The following is a 15,913-nucleotide window of genomic DNA, read 5'->3' as shown; positions in this document are numbered from 1 at the left end:
GGGAAATCCTCAGCCGTAATGCACGCGCTTCTCGACGAAGCGGAACTGGAAGGCGGTGAGCGCGATGACGATCACCATCAGGATCACGGATTGCGCGGCGGAAGAGCCGAGATTGAGGTTCACGAAGCCATCATTATAGACCTTGTAGACCAGCGTTTCCGTCGCCTTGGCGGGGCCGCCGCCGGTGACGGCATGGATGATGCCGAAGGTATCGAAGAAGGCGTAAACCGTGTTGACGACCAGAAGGAAGAAGGTTGTCGGCGCCAGCAGCGGGAAAACGATGGTCCAGAAGCGCCGCGAACCGCGCGCGCCATCAATGGAGGCCGCCTCCAGCAATGATTTAGGAATTGCCTGCAAGCCTGCGACAAAAAACAGAAAATTATAACTGATCTGCTTCCACGCGGCAGCCGCGACGACGAGCAGCATGGCCTGATCGCCGTTGAGCAGCGGGTCCCACATGATGCCGTTGCGGCGCAGAATGTAGGAGAAGGTGCCCATGGCCGGGTTGAACATGAAGAGCCACAACATGCCGGCCACCGCAGGGGCGACGGCATAGGGCATGATCATCATGGTGCGGTAAAAACCCTTGCCGCGCACCACGCGGTCCGCCGCCGTCGCCAGAAGCAGCGCCAGCCCCATGGAGACGAGCGCGGTCAGGATGCTGAAGATGACGGTGACCTGCAGCGAGTTCAGATAGCTTTCATCCGACAGCACGGCGGAAAAATTCGCCAGCCCGACAAAATTGCTGTTCAGCCCGAAGGCGTCCTCGCGCATGGTCGACTGGTAAAGCGCCTGGCTTGCCGGCCAGAAGAAAAAGATCACCGTGAGGATGATCTGCGGCGCGACCAGCAGATAGGGCAGGATCTTGTTGGGGAATACGACGCTTTGCACGGCGATCTCCTGATGAGATGGGAATGCCGCCCGCACCCTTTTGAGGATGCGGGCGGGGCAGGGGATCTTTTAGTTGCCGGCAGCCTGTTTGATGGCCGCATCGCCGCGCTCTACGATCTTGTCGAGTGCCGCTTTCGCGTCCTGCTTGCCGGCCAGCATCGCCTCGAACTCTTCATTCATGATGTCGCGCACCTGCGGCAGGTTCACGAGACGCACGCCCTTGGAGTTTTCTGTCGGCGGCTTGCCCATCATCTGCAGCAGCGGCGTTTCGCGGGCAGGGTTCTTGTCGTAGAAGCCGGATTTCTTGGTTTCCTCATAGGCCGCGATCGTTACCGGCATGTAGCCGGAGACCTGATGCAGGCGCGCCTGAATCTTGGTCTGGGAGAGGAAGTGGAAGAACTCGGCCACACCCTTATATTCGGCATCGCTCTTGCCGCCGAAGACCCAGAGGCTGGCGCCGCCGGGAATGGTGTTCTGCGGACCATGGCCCTCATAATAGGGAAGCTGGCCGATGCCGTAATTCATGCCGGTCTTGACGATATCGCCAAGGCCGCCGGAAGATTCGGTCAGGATGCCGCATTCGCCGGACATGAACAGCTGCTTGGCCTCCGAGGTGCGGCCGCCATAACGGAAGGTGCCGTCTTTCGCGAGGTCGGCAATCGCCTGGAAATGCTCTACGAAGAGCGGTGCATTGACCGCAAGCTTCACATCCGTGCCGCCAAGGCCGTTTTCATTGCTGCCATAGGAGACGTTGTTCCAGGCGGCGAAGTTTTCGGTCTGAATCCAGGTGAGCCAGGTGGAGGTGAAACCGCATTGGGCCGCACCGCTGGTCTTGATCTTCTTCGCAGCTTCGAAAACTTCCGGCCAGGTCTTCGGCGGGTTGGCAGTATCGAGGCCGGCCTTCTGGAAGACATCCTTGTTGTAATAGAGGATCGGCGAGGACGAATTGTAAGGGAAGGACAGCATGGTGCCGTCAGGCTTGGAATAATAGGCCACGATACCGGCCAGATAGTCGGCCTTGTTGAAAGTGTAGCCGCCTTCCTTCAGCACGTCCGCCACCGGCTTGATGGCGCCGGCAGCACCCATCATCACGCCCGAACCGGCGTCGAAGACCTGAATGATCGCCGGCGGCTGCTTGGCGCGGAACGCCGCAATGCCGGCATTCAGCGTTTCCGGATAGGTGCCCTTGAAGACGGGCGTGATCTTGTATTCTTTCTGGCTATCGTTGAATTCTTTGGCAAGCGTATCCACGACCTCGTTATTGGCGCCGGTCATGGCGTGCCACCACTGAATGTCCGTTACTGCATATGCATTCGATGTGACAAAAAACGAAAGCGCGGATGCCGCGGCGAGGCGGTAGCTGAGTTTTTTCAAGGTCATTCCTCCCGTTATGAAAACAGTAAAAGATACAGCCCCTTATTGCAGTGGTTCCTCCTCGATCCGGCTGCGGGCGATCTTCTCTGTATTAGCATTACTGATTAAAAGCGAACTCTAACGAAAATGCAAGAGAACGTGGAACGATTAAAACGAAAGTGAAGGAAACGGATTTATTATTCCATTTCCTTCGTTCCATGGTTTTTTCATGCGCCCGACCTCAGGGGCATACAGGCGCAGGATCAGCTCCCGCCGGAAATCCAATGATCGCCATTGATATGTTATTACATTACGTATTATGGTGCGGTGAATTTATGAATGTCGAAGGTGCGGATGTGTTCGGAATGAAGCGGAAGAAAGCGGTCGATTCCAGGGACGATTCGGCCGTCGCGCCACCTGTCCGCACGGTGCCGGTTACCCTGCTGACCGGTTTTCTGGGCGCGGGCAAGACGACGTTGCTGAACGCGCTTCTGACTGAGCCGGCCATGCGCGATGCCGCGGTCATCGTCAATGAATTCGGCTCGGTGCCCATTGATCACGGTCTGGTGCGAACGGGTTCTGAACGATATTTCAGAACGACGACGGGCTGCATCTGCTGTACGGCCACCAGCGATATCCGCACCTCGCTTTACGAGCTGCATCAGGCCTTTCTGGAGGGGATGATGCCGCAAGTATCGCGGGTCGTCATCGAAACCACTGGCCTTGCCGATCCCGCGCCGATCATCAACAGCCTGATCGCCGGCGGCACGCCGGCGCTTGGCCTGCGCGATCACATCGTGGCCCGGCATTTCCACCTTTCAGGCGTGGTCACGGCTTTCGACGTTGTCGCCGGCCCGGCGATGCTCGACAGCTTTATCGAAGGCTGGAAACAGCTTGCCTTTGCCGACCATATCGTTCTGACGAAAACCGATCTTGCCGATGCCGCTGCCGTGGACCGGGATAGCCTCGCCGATCTCAATCCTGCGGCCTCGTTTCATGACCGTAATGCCGTCGATTTCGATCTGATGTCATTGTTTGCAGCCTCGGATTATTCGCTTAGTGGCAAGCCGGAGGATGCGCCGGGGTGGCTTGCGGCCGACAGGCTGAGCCTTCATGCCGCCCACCAGCACGATATCAACCGCCATGGTGTCGGGATCGAGGCTTTCGATCTGACCTTTGAAGGCGCTTTCGATCCGCAGGCGATCGTCACGTTTCTGGAGCTCGTCACCAGCAATGTGCATTCCGGCCTGCTGCGGCTCAAGGGAATTTTCGGCGCGACGGATGATCCGGAGCGGCCGGTTGTCGCCCATGCGGTGCAGCACCGGCTTTATCCATTGACCCGCCTGGAGCGCTGGCCGGATGGCAATCGTTCCACGCGCATCGTGCTGATCGGCATGGACATGCCGCAGCAGCCGATCCGCGCTCTCTTCGAGACATTGGCCTCGCAGGCGGGGCGAAAGGGCAGGGCATGAACAATCCGCTTGCGCGCAGCGGCTCCGCAATCGTCTCGCAGGCCCGTCTTCTGAAGCAATGGTCCCGCGATCTGCTGCATCTCCACCCCGAAGACATTATCACCGTCAGCGAGCTTTCCTGCGCCCTGCCGGATTGCCCGCCGCGCGAAACGGTGATCGTCATCCTGTCGGCTTCCGGTACAAGCCGGCAACTATCCATCCACAAGCCGCTTCTCGCGGTGGATCATGACGATATCGTGCACGCCATCGCTGCGAATTCGGCTTGAGAACCCGTTTTCAGGCTCAAGATGCGCTTGACCGCCGGCGCCCTCATCCGCCACTTCAGGGGCAGCGACGGGATTCGCGGATGATGAAGGGCGGGCGATGGCCGATCTGGCGGTATATGCGGGTTTGTTCCTGACGGCGTTTATCGCGGCGACCATTCTGCCCATGCAGTCGGAGGCCGCACTGGCCGGCCTCATTGTTCTGAAATCACAGCCCGTCTGGCTGCTGGTCGCCGTGGCCAGCGCCGGCAATGTCGCCGGCTCCTTTGCGAACTGGCTGCTCGGCCGCGGTATCGAGCGCTTTCGGCATGAACGCTGGTTTCCGGTCGGGGAGGCGGCGCTGGAGCGCGCCCAGAACTGGTATCGTCGTTACGGCAAATGGTCCCTGCTCATCAGCTGGGCGCCGCTGATTGGCGATCCGCTGACTGTCGCCGCCGGCATCATGAAGGAACCGCTGCCGGTCTTCCTGCTGCTGGTCACCATCGCCAAGGTCGGGCGTTATCTCGTTCTGGCGCTGGTGACGCTGAATTTTCTATGAAGCCTCTCCTCCGTCATGCCGGACTAGATCCGGCATCCAGCCACGGCGCGTCTGCGCCGTGAAAAGAGTCTCTCGCGATCAGGTACTTGATCGCGCTGGACCCCGGACCTAGCCCGGGGTGACGGTTTACGGATGCTCCGCATCGGTAGCAATCGATCAAGCCGCCTGCCTGTCCCAGCTTGCGAAAGGATCGGGCAGGTGCCGCCATGCATCCGGTGTGAATGCCTCGGTATCGATCAGGCAGGCGTCGAGCTGCGCGCGGATGCGCGCCTCGTTCATCGGGTCGGAGCCGATGAAGACGATTTCCTGTCGCCGGTCGCCGAAGACCGGATCGAGATAGGGCTTCATCATATCGAGGAACTGCTTTTCGCGCGGCCATTGCTCCTTCGGCACGGCGGACCACCACAGGCCCATCTTGCCGGTGCGCACCAACGCGCCGGCCTGGCTGATCTCGCCGACATAACGCGGACGCGTCGCAAGCCAGAAAAAGCCCTTGGCGCGCACCACGCCAGGCCAGGCGCGGTCGATGAAACGCTGGAACAGCACGGGGTCGAAGGGTTTCTGGGCGCGGTAAACGAAGGAGCGGATGCCATATTCCTCGGTTTCGGGAATGTGGTCCTTGAAGCCGTGCAATTCCTTGAACCACAGGGGGTGTTCTTCGGCCCTGGCGAAATCGAAACGCCCCGTGCCCAGAACCTCCTTCAGCGCCACCTTGCCGAAATCGGCTTCAATCAATTTCGCATCCGGGTTCAGCCCGACAATGATCTTGCGGGCGGCGTCCCGCTGTTCCGGTGTGGCAGTCCCGATCTTGTTGAGGACGACGACATCGGCAAATTCGATCTGCTCCACCAGAAGGTCGACGATTGTGCGGTTGTCGCCATCGCCCGCCGTTTCGCCCCGGTCGGCCAGAAAATCGGACGAACCGTAATCGTTGAGAAGATTGGCGGCATCCACCACCGTCACCATCGTATCCAGCCGCGCGACATCGGAAAGGCTGCGGCCGTTTTCATCGCGAAAATCAAAGGTTGCGGCGACCGGAAGCGGCTCGGCGATGCCGGTGGATTCGATCAGCAGGTAATCGAAACGGCCCTGTTCGGCCAGCGCCCGCACCTCCGTCAGGAGGTCGTCGCGCAGCGTGCAACAGATGCAGCCATTGGTCATTTCCACCAATTGCTCTTCCGTACGGGAGAGATTGGCGCCGCCATCGCGCACCAGTGCGGCGTCGATATTGATCTCGCTCATGTCGTTGACGATCAACGCCACGCGCAGACCATCGCGATTGGCGAGAATATGGTTGAGAAGCGTCGTCTTGCCGGCGCCGAGAAAGCCGGAAAGCACGGTGACGGGAAGTTTTTGCGACATATGGACCTCGTTCTTTGGCAACGCCCGCGTGGACCTCATGGCGGCCACGCGCACGATCTGGAAATGACGGGTTCGGTGCTGCCCCGTCTTTATTTTGTAACGTAATAACATTACATGCTGACCAACTGTCAACTGGCGACAGAAAAAAAGCGTCCCGCAACGCGAGGGCTGCGGCTTACGCGAAGCGCAACTTATCTTTCCGATAGTTAATGTTATTTCATTACGTATTCGTTTGACGAATGTAATAACATTACATATCAAGGGCCATCGAATGACATCCTGCCCCGGAGGGATCGATGAGCGATCCGTGCCTCGCCTTCAAAAACCTGACGCTTGGATATGCCGGCCGCGCGGCCGTGCATCATCTGAATGGCGATATCGCCAAAGGCTCGCTCACTGCGGTGGTCGGCGCCAATGGCTCGGGAAAATCGACGCTGATGAAAGGCATTGCCGGCATTTTGAAGCCGCTCGGCGGCGAATGCCGGGTAAGCCCAGATATGTCCGTCGCTTATCTGCCGCAGCAATCGGAACTCGACCGCTCTTTCCCGGCGCAGGTGCGGGATCTGGTGGCGCTTGGTCTCTGGTCGAAACGCGGCCTGCTTGGCCGCCACCGTCCCGAAGACCGGGCGGCGATGGGCTGCGTGATGGAGGCGGTCGGGCTTTCCGGTTTTGAAAAGCGCAATATAGATTCGCTCTCCGGCGGTCAGATGCAGCGCGCCCTGTTTGCCCGCGCCATGTTGCAGGATGCGCAGCTGATCCTGCTTGACGAGCCCTTCAACGCCGTCGACGAGCGCACCGTTTCCGACCTTATGGCCCTCATTAAATCATGGGTGGCGGAGGGACGCACGGTTCTGGCCGTCCTTCATGACTTCCAGCTCGTGCGGCAGCATTTCCCGGAGACCCTGTTCCTTGCCCGAAAGCTTGTCGGGCTGGGTCCGACGGCCGAGGTCCTGCAGGCGGAGAACATCCGGCAGGCGCGGCATTTCCACGAGGCGTGGGAGGAGAATGCGCCCTGGTGCGAGCCGGCCGAGGCGCCTTCGCTGCAGATCGTCGGGGCAAGTCCGCAGGCGGCATCCGCCCATTCCCATTCCCACTACCACGCGAATTCGAATGTCCATGGCTGATATCTTCATCCAACCCTTCGTCCAATATGTCTTCATGCAGCGCGCGCTTGCCGGTGCGCTGATCCTTGCCGTCAGCTGTGGCCCGGTCGGGGTGTTTCTGATGCTGCGCCGCATGAGCCTGACAGGCGACGCCATGTCCCACGCCATCCTGCCGGGAGCGGCGGTCGGGTTTCTGTTCTACGGGCTGGAAATCCTGCCCATGACCATCGGCGGGCTGGCCGTCGGTCTTCTTGTCGCGCTGGGTGCAGGCGCTGTGTCACGCTTCACCATCCAGAAGGAAGACGCCTCGCTTGCCGCCTTTTATCTCATCTCGCTGGCGCTTGGCGTGCTGCTCGTCTCATGGCGCGGTTCCAGCGTCGATCTCATGCATGTGCTGTTCGGCACGGTGCTGGCGCTGAACAATGAGGCGCTCGGCCTGATCGGCGGCATCTGCATCGTGACGTTGGTGGTGATGATCACTTTCTGGCGGGCGCTGCTGGCGGAATGCCTCGATCCCCTGTTCCTGCGTTCGGTCAGCAACTGGGGCAGCCCGGTGCATTTCCTCTTCCTTGCCATCGTCGTGCTCAATCTGGTCGGCGGCTTTCAGGCGCTGGGAACGCTGCTTTCCGTCGGGCTGATGATGCTGCCCGCCGCCGCCAGCCGTTTCTGGTCCAACCGTGTCGCACCCATGTGCTTCATTTCCATCGGCATCGGCATGGTGTCCTGCTTTGCCGGTCTGCTTTTGTCCTATCACGCGTCGCTGCCATCCGGCCCGGCGATCATCCTTTCCGCGGGCGTCATCTATGCGCTCTCCATCCTCATCGGCACGCGCGGCGTGCTCAGCGATCTTCTCGGTTCCGGTCGTCACAGGACGGCCTGAAAACAGCGTTCGAAAAAGGAGAACCTTCATGTTCAAAAGCCTCCGTCTGGCCACCTGCGCCAGCCTTCTTTCCCTCTCCCCGGTTCTGATGGCGCAGGCTTCCGCCGCCGAACTCAAGGTCGTTGCCAGTTTCTCGATCATCGCCGATTTTGCGAAGAACGTCGGCGGCGACCGCGTCGAAATCACCACGCTCGTCGGGCCGGATGGCGACGCCCATGTCTATGAACCCCGCCCGGCCGATGCCGTCGCCGTCAGCAAGGCGGATGTGGTGCTGGTTAACGGTCTGGAATTCGAAGGCTTCCTGAAACGGCTGATCGACACCAGCGGCACCAAGGCGCCGGTGATGGAGCTGACCAAGGGCGTGGAGCCGCTCAAGCTTTCCGAAGAGCCGGCCGGTCACGCCCATCCGGAAGCCGAGGAAGAGGAAGGTCACGACCACAAGGCAGAGGAAGCTGGCCACAGCCATGAGACCGCCGAGGCCCATGATCACGACCACGGCCATGAGGGACATCACCATCACGGCGAGTTCGACCCGCATGCCTGGCAGTCGATCAAGAACGCCGAAATCTACGTGAAGAACATTGCCGGCGCCTTTTGTGAGGTCGACAAGGCCGGTTGCGCGACCTACACCGCCAATTCGGACGCCTATATCGCCAAGCTTGCCGCTCTGAACGAGAAGGTGAAGACCGAGATCGCCGCCATCCCGCCGGAAAAGCGCGTCATCATCACCTCGCATGACGCCTTCGGTTATTTCGAGCATGCCTATGGCCTGAACTTCCTCGCACCTGAAGGCGTATCGACGGAATCCGAAGCCTCGGCCGCCGATGTCGCCAAGCTGGTGGATCAGGTTAAACACGACAAGGCCTCGGCGATCTTCGTCGAAAACATCACCGATAAGCGGTTGATCGACCAGATTGCCAGCGAAACCGGCCTGAAGGTTGGCGGCACGCTCTATTCCGACGCGCTTTCGACTGCCGACGGCCCGGCTGCAACCTATATCGACATGATCAACCACAATATCGAGACGATCACGGCGGCTGTGCTCGGCCAGTAAGTTCGACCATCTCGCTGTAAGTTCGGGGAGGGTGGCCTGTGCCGCCCTCTCTGCTTTTGTGTTTATGCAATGGCCCTGGAACTCTTCCTTTAGCGATTTCCATATCGGTGCTAAAAAGCCTCCTCATGTCCGATGCGCTTCACATCTTCACCGACGGTTCCTTCGACGATGCTTCCAGCTCCGGAGGATGGGCGTTCGTGGTTCATGAAGCGGGCCGCCAAGTTCATTCCGCTTCAGGCAGGACTGTCGGCACATCGAACAATACTTTCGAGGTCCTCGCCGTTCTCAACGCACTATCCTGGATCGCCGCCGAGGCGCCAACACGGGCTGTCACGCTCTGGACGGATGCCGTTCATGTTATCGAAGGCTGCCGCCGATATAGGTCCATCTGGCGCAACAACGGCTGGAAGCGGATCACGCCCAACCAGCGCACCCGCCGAAGACCGATCCCCGACAGGGACATCTGGCAGCAGCTCGACAGCCTGCTGGAGCGGCATCCCCATGTGGTTGTAGAATGGTGCAAAGGGCATTCCGGCACTGTCGGGAACGAGCATGCCGATGCTTTGGCGCGGGGAGTGGCCCGCGCGACGGCGATTTAGCCGGTGGCCGTCAGTCGCCGTGATTCGGCGCTTTAACCTCTTCACTTCAGCCATCCCGTCTTGACCTTTTTCCGTATCGAGCGGTTGCGACGGTACTCTTTCGCGACTCAAACCGAATGGTGTGCACCCACGGCCGCTTGCCGGTTGACAATCCACATTCCGTTTGAAATGGTAAGATGTCAGACCAATTTAGGGGGTGCGTCTTGGACAGGTCCAGCCGGGAACTCATGCAGCCGATTCCGCCGAGCGACCGCGTGCGCCAGGTGGAGGCTGCGCTTTCCGACTATGTGGAGCGGGCGGGGCTGAAGGCGGGAGACCGTCTGCCGGCGGAGCGGGAGCTGATGGCGGCGCTGGGTGTGGGGCGGTCCACCATCCGCGAAGTCATCCGCAAGTTTCAGGCGCTCGGCGTTATCGACAGCCGCAAGGGCAGCGGCAATTACCTCTTGAAGCCGATTTCCGCTGCCACCGTGCATATGCCGATTTCCATCGATGCCGAAAGCCTGCGCGATGCGCTGCTGATGACGCTGGAAGTACGGCGCGGCATCGAGGTGGAAGCCTCCATGGCCGCCGCGCGCCGTCGCACGCCCGAGGATATCGCCACCATGGAAGCGCGGCTCGATGAGATGGAGCGGGTGCATCTGGCCGAGGGAACCTCTGGCAAGGCGGACCTCGCCTTTCACCTCTCTATCTATGACGCCACGCATAATTCGCTCTTCAAGCAGCTATTGGAACAGATGCGCGAGGGTTTTGAACGCTTCTGGTCGAAGCCCTTTGATCGGCCGGATTTCGCCAGCCGCTCCTTTCCCTTTCACCGCACGCTGTTCAACGCGATCGCCGCCGGGGATGCGGAAACGGCGCGGGAAGAAACATTGAAAATCCTCGCTGTCGTCGAGGAAGATATCAAGGACATGTCGAAATGAACCATGGCAACGATCTCTTCGATCCCGCCTCATTTATCGTTGCGCATGACGAGGCCCACGCCTTCGAAGCCGTGGTGCCGCCCATCGTGCAGACCTCGCTTTTCACCTTTTCCAGCTATGACGAGATGGTCTCCACCTATCGCGGTGAGAAGGTGCGGCCGGTCTATACGCGCGGGCTGAACCCCACGGTGCGGCTGTTCGAAGAGATGCTGGCGAAGCTGGAAGGGGCGGAAGATGCGCTCGGTTTTGCAAGCGGCATGTCGGCCATTTCCTCCACCGTGCTCTCCTTCGTTTCGCCGGGCGACCGGATCGTCGCCGTGCGCCATGTCTATCCCGATGCGTTCCGCCTGTTCGGCACCTTCATGCAGCGCATGAATATCGAGGTGACCTATGTTGACGGCCGCGATGAGGCGGCGGTTGAAAAGGCGATGCCGGGCGCAAAGCTGTTCTACATGGAAAGCCCGACGAGCTGGGTGATGGAGGCGCATGATGTCGGCGCGCTCGCCGCCATTGGCAAGCGGCATGGCGCCGTCACCGTCATCGACAATTCCTGGGCAAGCCCGGTCTTCCAGCAGCCGATTTCGCTGGGTGTCGATCTCGTCGTGCATTCGGCATCGAAATATCTTGGCGGCCATAGCGATGTGGTCTCCGGCGTGGTGGCCGGTTCGAAGGCGATGATTGATCGCATCCGGGCGGAAACCTATCCCTATCTCGGCGGCAAGATGTCGCCTTTTGATGCCTGGCTGCTCATTCGCGGGCTTCGCACCCTGCCACTGCGCATGAAGGCGCATCAGGCCTCGGCTTTGGATATCGCAACGCGTCTTCACGCGCTCGACGTCGTGGAAACCGTCTGCCATCCCGGGCTGGCGAACCGCCTGCCGCCGGGTCTCAACGGCACGTCGGGCCTGTTTTCCTTCATTTTCAAGGAAGGCGTGGATGTGCGCGCTTTTGCCGACCGGCTGAAGCTTTTCAAACTGGGTGTTTCCTGGGGCGGGCATGAAAGCCTGATCGTCCCCGGCGAAGTGGTGCTTGAACAGAAGGCGCAGCCAAACTCCGCCCACACCTTCGGCATCAGCGCGCGTTCGGTGCGCCTGCATGTCGGGCTGGAGGGCACGGAAGCCCTCTGGAACGATCTCGAACCCGCGATCAAGGCGGCTACCGCCGCCTGACGCATTTTTAAACTGACGACAAAAAAGGGGAGAACGACATGAAAAAACTGGTAACAGCAGCAATCTTCACCGCCCTGATGACCGGAACGGCGCTGGCGGACACGACCTTGAAGCTGGTGGAAGTTATCACCAGCCCGGAACGCACCGAAACGCTGAAAGGCATCGTTTCGAAATTCGAAGCGGCCAATCCCGGCACCAAGGTTGAAATCATCTCGCTTCCATGGAGCGAGGCTTTCCAGAAATTCGCCACCATGGTCTCTGCGGGCGATATTCCCGATGTGATGGAAATGCCTGATACCTGGCTGTCGCTCTACGCCAATAACGGCATGCTCGAAAGCCTTGAGCCCTACCTCGCCAAATGGGAACACACGGCAGGGCTCAGCGAGCGCACGCTCGAACTCGGTCGCGACGTAAAGAACACGGCCTATATGCTGCCCTACGGCTTCTATCTCCGCGCCATGTTCTACAATAAGAAACTGCTGGAACAGGCTGGCGTGAAGGAGCCGCCAAAGACGCTTGATGAATTCGCCGACGCTTCGAAGAAGGTCGCGGCCCTTCCCGGCAAATATGGCTATTGCCTTCGCGGCGGCCCGGGCGGCCTCAATGGTTGGGTCATGTTCGGAGCATCCATGGCCGGTTCGAACGAGTTCTTCACCAAGGACGGCACCTCCACCTTCGACAGCCCCGGCTGGGTGAATGGCCTGACCTATGTGATCGATCTCTACAAGAACGGTTACGCGCCGAAGGACAGCGTCAACTGGGGCTTCAACGAGATCGTTGCCGGCTTTTATTCCGGCACCTGCGCCTTCCTCGATCAGGACCCGGATGCGCTGATTGCCATTGCCCAGCGCATGAAGCCGGAAGATTTCGGCGTCATGACCATGCCGAAGGGACCTGACGGCAAGACCTTCCCGACGATTGGTTTTGCTGGCTGGTCGATGATGGCGAAGTCTGAAAACAAGGACCTTTCCTGGAAGCTGATCGAGACGCTTGAAGGGCCGGAAGGTAATATCGAGTGGAACAAGAAGACCGGGGCGCTGCCGGTGCACAAGTCGGCGGAGAAGGACCCCTTCTATGCCAGCGAGCAGTTCAAGGGCTGGTTCGACGAGCTGGCCGACAAGAACGCCGTGCCGACGACGATGCCGACCTATCTCGAGGAATTCGCCTTCTTCAAGGATTCGCTTGTGATCAAGACGTCGCAGGAAGCGCTGCTCGGCGATATCACGCCGGAAGACCTCGCCAAGCAATGGGCTGATTACATGACCAAGGCGCAGCAGAAGTTCCTGGCCTCGAAGTGACGACATTGACCGGCTGCGCGGGCGCAAATGCCCGTGCGGCGGGTCTTGCCGGCCTTCGCTGCGACAGGCCTTTTCCTCGCAATTTTTCGGACCGGTAAGCCGAGAGGCTGGAAAACCCGTCCGTTCCGTCGTCCGATCAGGGAGCGATACAATGTCCTATGCCCATGGCGCCGGGCCGGTGGCTGCGCGCAAACCGGCTGGCAAGCCCGCGATGCGGCGGTTTGCCGATTGGGCCGAACCGTGGCTTTACAGCGCGCCCGTGCTGGTGCTCATTGTCGCCGTCATGCTGGTGCCGCTGGTGCTTGGCCTCTCCTATGCATTTCGCGATGTGCAGCTGCTCAATCCGTTTTCCGGCGGTTTCGTTGGCCTCAAACATCTGGAGACGCTCTCGCAGGATGCGGCCTTTTACCGGGCGCTGAAAAATACGTTGTGGTGGACCGGCGCTTCCGTGTTCCTGCAATTCTTCTTCGGCCTCATTCTGGCGCTGCTGCTCGATAAACCCTTTGCGGGCAGGGGGCTGGCGCAGGCGCTGGTATTCCTGCCATGGGCCGTGCCGACTTTCCTTGCCGGTCTCAACTGGGCGTGGCTGTTCAATCCGGTCATCGGGCCGCTGCCGCACTGGATGGTCTCGGTCGGGCTGTTATCCGCACCCAACAATATCCTCGCCGATCCGCAGCTTGCCATGTGGGGGCCGATCATCGCCAATGTCTGGTGGGGCATTCCCTTCTTCGCCATCACTTTGCTTGCGGCACTTCAGGCCATCCCGCGCGATCTTTATGAGGCGGCGGAAATTGACGGGGCAAACCCGCTGCAGCGCTTCACCTCCATAACCCTGCCGTTTCTGGCGCCCACCATCGCCATCACCATCCTGCTGCGCACCGTCTGGATCGCCAATTTTGCCGATCTCATCATCGTCATGACCAATGGCGGGCCGGCCGACCGCACGCAGATCGTCGCCAGCTACATCTTCACCCAGGCCTTCAGGCGGCTGGATTTCGGTTATGCCTCGGCCATTGCGCTGGTCCTGCTGGTGCTGCTGCTTGCCTATTCCATGCTGATCGTGCTGCTGCGCCAGCGCCTGATCGAGAAGGACTGACCGATGACATCAAGGATATTTCTCACCCTTGCCCATCGTCTTGCGATCCTCGCCTACATCGCCTTCGCACTGTTCCCACTCTTCTGGCTGCTGAAGGTTTCCGTGACGCCGAATGACCTGCTCTATAGCGAAGGTGTGAGGATGTGGCCATCGCGGGCGACCTGGGATCATTATCGTTTCGTCATAGAAAACAGTGCCTTCCCGACGTTTTTTAAGAACAGCGTCATCGTCGCGGGCTCCACGGCAATTGCCGTAACGATACTCTCCTCGCTGTCGGGTTACGCGCTGTCGCGCTTCCGTTTCAAGGGCAAATACTGGATCGTGGCGCTAATGCTGATCACCCAGATGTTTCCGCTGGTCATGCTGGTCGCGCCGATCTTCAAGATGCTGTCGCCGCTCGGCCTCACCAATAGCCTGACGGGCCTCGTCATCGTCTATACAGCCTTCAACGTGCCCTTCGCCACCTTCCTGATGCAGTCGTTCTTCGATGGCATTCCGAAGGATCTGGAAGAGGCGGCGATGATCGACGGGGCAAGCCGGTTTACGGCCTTCCGCCAGATCATCCTGCCGCTGACGCTGCCTGGCATTGCCGCGACGCTCGGTTTCGTCTTCACCGCCGCGTGGAGCGAGCTTCTGTTTGCGCTGATGCTGATTTCCGGCAACCAGAGCGCCACTTTCCCGGTCGGGCTTTTGACCTTCGTTTCGAAATTCTCCGTCGATTTCGGGCAGATGATGGCGGCGGGCGTTCTGGCGCTCATTCCGGCCTGCCTCTTCTTCCTGCTCATTCAACGTTATCTCGTGCAGGGCCTGACGGCCGGTGCGGTGAAAGGATAATCCCATGGCTTCCATCGAGCTGAAGAATGTCGGCAAGACCTATGGCGACCTCGCCGTGCTGCATGGCGTCGATCTTGATATCAGGGATGGCGAGTTCATCGTGCTCGTCGGCCCCTCCGGGTGCGGAAAATCGACGCTGCTGCGCATGATCGCCGGGCTTGAAGAGATAACATCCGGCGACCTTTCCATCGATGGCGAGCGCGTCAATGATCGCCGGCCGAAGGATCGCGATATCGCCATGGTGTTCCAGTCCTATGCGCTCTATCCGCATATGAGCGTCGCCGACAATATGAGCTATAGCCTGCGCCTGCGCCGCAGCCCGAAGGAAACCATCGCGGCGGCGGTGGCCGGTGCTTCCGCCAAGCTCGGCCTCGATCCTTATCTCGCCCGCCGCCCGAAGGCGCTCTCCGGCGGCCAGCGCCAGCGCGTCGCCATGGGCCGCGCCATCGTGCGCCAGCCAAAGGCCTTCCTGTTCGATGAGCCGCTGTCCAACCTCGATGCCCGGTTGCGCGAGCAGATGCGTGCCGAAATCAAACGCATGCATGCCGATCTTGGTGCTACCTCGGTTTACGTCACCCACGACCAGATCGAGGCGATGACGCTTGCCTCACGTATCGTCGCCATGAATGCCGGTCATGTACAGCAGATCGGCGCGCCGCTCGATCTCTATGATCGCCCCGCCAATCTATTCGTTGCCGGCTTTATCGGCTCCCCCGGAATGAATTTTCTCGAAGGGCGGCTCGGGCAGGAGAACGGCGGCAGTTTCGTCGTGCTGGGTGACGGCACGCGTCTGGCGCTTGGCCGCGATGTGAAGCGGGCCGATGGCGAACCGGTCACGCTCGGTATCCGCCCGGAACATGTGACCGTCGCGCCGGTTGAAGGCGGTGTGGAAGCGACGGTCGATCTGGTCGAGCCGACCGGCCTCGGCGTTATCCTGCACCTCACCGTGCATGGATTGCCGTTCAAGCTGTTTTCTTCAGACCGGGCATTGTTGCAGCCGGGCAAGTCCCTGCGGGTCAATTTCCCGCAGGAAAAGCTGCATGTCTTCGACAGGAATGGCGTCAGAATAGGGGAGGCGTGA

16 protein-coding genes are annotated in these 15,913 nt (G+C 60.1%); 13 read left to right on the top strand and 3 right to left on the bottom strand.

Annotated features, from left to right (window positions below):
- Window positions 1-9 precede the first annotated feature (9 nt).
- Both ugpA and ugpB read right to left on the bottom strand, forming a co-directional pair.
- Window positions 10-891 (bottom strand): sn-glycerol-3-phosphate ABC transporter permease UgpA, encoded by an 882-nt coding sequence (gene ugpA / locus RAC79_RS18265; protein ID WP_003523346.1) that lies wholly within the window; start codon window positions 889-891, stop codon window positions 10-12.
- Window positions 892-960: 69 nt separating this feature from the next.
- Window positions 961-2,271, bottom strand: a complete 1,311-nt coding sequence (gene ugpB / locus RAC79_RS18260; protein WP_174039845.1) for a sn-glycerol-3-phosphate ABC transporter substrate-binding protein UgpB — start codon at window positions 2,269-2,271, stop codon at window positions 961-963.
- Window positions 2,272-2,609: 338 nt separating this feature from the next.
- Here ugpB and RAC79_RS18255 point away from each other — a divergent pair, with 338 nt between their 5' ends.
- From RAC79_RS18255 to RAC79_RS18245, 3 genes are all read left to right on the top strand, one after another.
- Window positions 2,610-3,716 carry a GTP-binding protein gene (locus tag RAC79_RS18255; RefSeq protein WP_236780914.1) on the top strand — a complete coding sequence of 369 codons (1,107 nt, stop codon included), beginning with the start codon at window positions 2,610-2,612 and terminating at the stop codon, window positions 3,714-3,716.
- On the top strand, window positions 3,713-3,982 hold the full coding sequence (locus tag RAC79_RS18250) for a hypothetical protein (RefSeq protein WP_174039844.1): 270 nt from the start codon (window positions 3,713-3,715) through the stop codon (window positions 3,980-3,982). Before RAC79_RS18255 ends, RAC79_RS18250 begins: the two co-directional genes overlap by 4 nt.
- A gap of 97 nt (window positions 3,983-4,079) precedes the next feature.
- Window positions 4,080-4,517 (top strand): YqaA family protein, encoded by a 438-nt coding sequence (locus tag RAC79_RS18245; protein ID WP_003523340.1) that lies wholly within the window; start codon window positions 4,080-4,082, stop codon window positions 4,515-4,517.
- 156 nt (window positions 4,518-4,673) lie between these two features.
- On the opposite strand, the gene zigA is transcribed toward RAC79_RS18245, so the two are convergent.
- Window positions 4,674-5,879 (bottom strand): zinc metallochaperone GTPase ZigA, encoded by a 1,206-nt coding sequence (zigA, locus tag RAC79_RS18240; protein WP_065655471.1) that lies wholly within the window; start codon window positions 5,877-5,879, stop codon window positions 4,674-4,676.
- Window positions 5,880-6,175: 296 nt separating this feature from the next.
- Between zigA and aztA the strand changes: the two genes are divergently transcribed.
- The 10 genes from aztA (at window position 6,176) to RAC79_RS18190 (ending at window position 15,913) form a co-directional block, all read left to right on the top strand.
- Window positions 6,176-7,003 (top strand): zinc ABC transporter ATP-binding protein AztA, encoded by an 828-nt coding sequence (gene aztA, locus RAC79_RS18235; protein WP_174039843.1) that lies wholly within the window; start codon window positions 6,176-6,178, stop codon window positions 7,001-7,003.
- Entirely contained in the window at window positions 6,996-7,862 is an 867-nt protein-coding gene (gene aztB / locus RAC79_RS18230; protein WP_003525097.1) for a zinc ABC transporter permease AztB, read from the top strand. The genes aztA and aztB overlap by 8 nt, the downstream gene beginning before the upstream one ends.
- 28 nt (window positions 7,863-7,890) lie before the next feature.
- On the top strand, window positions 7,891-8,916 hold the full coding sequence (aztC, locus tag RAC79_RS18225; protein ID WP_174036739.1) for a zinc ABC transporter substrate-binding protein AztC: 1,026 nt from the start codon (window positions 7,891-7,893) through the stop codon (window positions 8,914-8,916).
- Window positions 8,917-9,041: 125 nt separating this feature from the next.
- Window positions 9,042-9,515, top strand: coding sequence for a ribonuclease HI (locus RAC79_RS18220; RefSeq protein ID WP_174045120.1), 474 nt, complete (start codon window positions 9,042-9,044; stop codon window positions 9,513-9,515).
- Window positions 9,516-9,742: 227 nt separating this feature from the next.
- Entirely contained in the window at window positions 9,743-10,435 is a 693-nt protein-coding gene (locus RAC79_RS18215) for a FadR/GntR family transcriptional regulator (protein ID WP_003525094.1), read from the top strand.
- Complete coding sequence (locus RAC79_RS18210; RefSeq protein ID WP_065655466.1) at window positions 10,432-11,604, top strand: PLP-dependent transferase; 1,173 nt, start codon at window positions 10,432-10,434, stop codon at window positions 11,602-11,604. Before RAC79_RS18215 ends, RAC79_RS18210 begins: the two co-directional genes overlap by 4 nt.
- A 38-nt stretch (window positions 11,605-11,642) precedes the next feature.
- Entirely contained in the window at window positions 11,643-12,902 is a 1,260-nt protein-coding gene (locus tag RAC79_RS18205; RefSeq protein ID WP_374997428.1) for an ABC transporter substrate-binding protein, read from the top strand.
- Between the two features lie 151 nt (window positions 12,903-13,053).
- Window positions 13,054-13,998 (top strand): carbohydrate ABC transporter permease, encoded by a 945-nt coding sequence (locus RAC79_RS18200; protein WP_121490427.1) that lies wholly within the window; start codon window positions 13,054-13,056, stop codon window positions 13,996-13,998.
- Between the two features lie 3 nt (window positions 13,999-14,001).
- Window positions 14,002-14,832 carry a carbohydrate ABC transporter permease gene (locus tag RAC79_RS18195; protein ID WP_035228147.1) on the top strand — a complete coding sequence of 277 codons (831 nt, stop codon included), beginning with the start codon at window positions 14,002-14,004 and terminating at the stop codon, window positions 14,830-14,832.
- Window positions 14,833-14,836: 4 nt separating this feature from the next.
- On the top strand, window positions 14,837-15,913 hold the full coding sequence (locus RAC79_RS18190) for an ABC transporter ATP-binding protein (protein WP_374997427.1): 1,077 nt from the start codon (window positions 14,837-14,839) through the stop codon (window positions 15,911-15,913).

Origin of the sequence: Agrobacterium sp. LR_9 (assembly GCF_041954855.1) — a bacterium.
Taxonomy (GTDB): Bacteria; Pseudomonadota; Alphaproteobacteria; order Rhizobiales; family Rhizobiaceae; genus Agrobacterium; species Agrobacterium leguminum.
The sequence above is the reverse complement of the archived record's forward strand: the minus strand, read 5'-3'. Positions and strand labels throughout refer to the sequence as shown.